The organism is Streptomyces sp. SAS_281 (genome assembly GCF_052542855.1).
In genome coordinates this window covers 1-1,843 of the sequence record NZ_JBMNDO010000251.1, presented here as the reverse complement: position 1 = coordinate 1,843, position 1,843 = coordinate 1, and the positions used below count along the sequence as shown (strand labels likewise).

Genomic DNA, 1,843 nt, shown 5'->3' with positions numbered 1-1,843 from the left:
TACTCACCCTCGCGGGCTTTCCTCCGGGCGCTTCCCTTCGGTCTTGCGTTTCCGACTCTATCAGACTCTTTCGTGTCCGATTCCCGGTCGAAGCGGGTCTTTCTCTTTGCCTTTCGGCGGTTTCAACCTTACCAGACTCATTTCGTTCCGTTTCCGGTCCGAATTTTGATTCCGGTGGCCGTTGAAGTGGCCTTGCCTTTCGGCTGATTCGACTTTATCAGAAGTTTTTCGGCCGAACCTAGTCGGCTTCTGCTTCGGAAGGTGGGAATCGAATGGCTCCGCGGAAATTCGAAAATTCGATTTCCAGTGAGAGCGAGATAGATATTAGCTGGCTGAACCCGAACCTGTCCAGTTCGAGGCAACCGTTAAAATCTACCTCCCCCAGTCCGCCGTGTCAACGGTTTTTTGGGGCGAAGAGGAGACTAGCAGGTCAGCGGCGCCGGATGCACATCAGGCGGCGGTCGGCACCTCGGCGCTTCGTTCGACCGCATCCAGGTCGCCCGCCTTGCCGGCGTTCCGCCGCCTCCGCCGGAGCTGGTCGGGTGGTTCCGCCCAGCTGGGCCTGTCGGCGGTGACGGATGAGCTGTGGCGCGCGGTACGGCAGTAACGGACGCGGATGCGCCAGCTCGACGCCGTCGTGGGCAGGGTCTGGCAGAAGGGCTCGGCGCCGAGATCGTCGCGTGCACCGGGGTGCAGGGATCTCGGTCTTACGTACAACCCGGTGCCGGTACGGCCGGCGAAGAGGCGGGGCGTCCGCCTGCCACCGGGTTCGTGCCGCCCGTGTGACGACGGCCCTAGCGGTCGGAGGGCGGGGAGTCCAGGTCCTCGAGTTCGATGCCGGGGGCGGAGAGCACCACGTCGCCGGCGAGGTGGATCGTGTGCTGCTCGCCCGTGTCCAGGGCGCTGACCTGGTATTCGTCCACCTTCAGGGGGCCGTTGTCAGTGGGGTGGGCTTCACTGTTCACCAGGGCCCAGGACTGGTCGAGGGTACGGGGCGCGAGGACCGGGTCCGTGAAGGTGACGACCCGGACGCGGGTCGCGGGGGAAGCGGGGGTGAGGCGCAGCAGACGAGCGGTCGCGACGAGGAAGACGGGGGAAGTGCCGTTGAATGCGTGGGCGCGGACGTTGCCTTCGGTGGCGTGGGCGCCCGTCGGGTCGGTACGGACCCAGGTGAGGCCCTCCAGGGCGGCGCCGCGGACCTGCCAGTCGGCGGAATGGAGTTCGAGTCGGAGGGGGCGGCCGAGCTCATCGAGGGTGAGGTCGACGGATCCCAGGTGACTGCCGGACGGGGCGGTCGTTTGGGAGATGTAGCGCCAGCCGGACGGGCCGGGCGCGCAGTGGAAGTGTTCTTCGCCGAGAGGGGTGTGGTCGTGGACGTCGTGGAGCGAATATCGGCCGCGGGGCATGGGGTCCTTCGAGTCCTCGGCTCGTGCGGGTGCGGTACGGCGCAGGCCCCCGACACGGGGGTGCGGGGGCCTGCGTTCGTCGCTGCTGATCGGCCCGGGCCGCGCTGAGCGCCCGGCACCGGACCGGGTCGGCCGGACCGTTCGAGGTCCGGCCGGTTCCGGGCCGGTAGGGAGATCAGTAGCGGTAGTGGTCGGGCTTGTACGGGCCGTCGACCTCGACACCGATGTACGCGGCCTGCTCGGGGCGGAGCGTCGTGAGCTTCACGCCGAGCGCGTCGAGGTGGAGACGGGCGACCTTCTCGTCCAGGTGCTTGGGCAGCACATAGACATCGGTCGGGTACTCCTCGGGCTTCGTGAACAGCTCGATCTGCGCCAGCGTCTGGTCCGCGAACGAGTTCGACATCACGAACGACGGGTGACCCGTCGCGTTGCCCAGA

3 protein-coding genes are annotated in these 1,843 nt (G+C 67.0%); 1 reads left to right on the top strand and 2 read right to left on the bottom strand.

The annotated features are described in order from the left end of the window. Positions 1-207, top strand: a 207-nt coding sequence (locus ACN6LM_RS37975) for a hypothetical protein (RefSeq protein ID WP_445069978.1), incomplete at its 5' end; no start/stop codon positions are given. A gap of 587 nt (positions 208-794) precedes the next feature. Here ACN6LM_RS37975 and ACN6LM_RS37970 read toward each other — a convergent pair. Next, positions 795-1,406: a hypothetical protein gene (locus tag ACN6LM_RS37970; protein WP_445069977.1), complete on the bottom strand. Its 612-nt coding sequence runs from the start codon at positions 1,404-1,406 to the stop codon at positions 795-797. A 175-nt stretch (positions 1,407-1,581) separates the two neighbouring features. Continuing rightward, positions 1,582-1,843 (bottom strand): adenosylhomocysteinase (locus ACN6LM_RS37965; protein WP_445069976.1); only part of this gene is annotated, 262 nt, incomplete at its 5' end.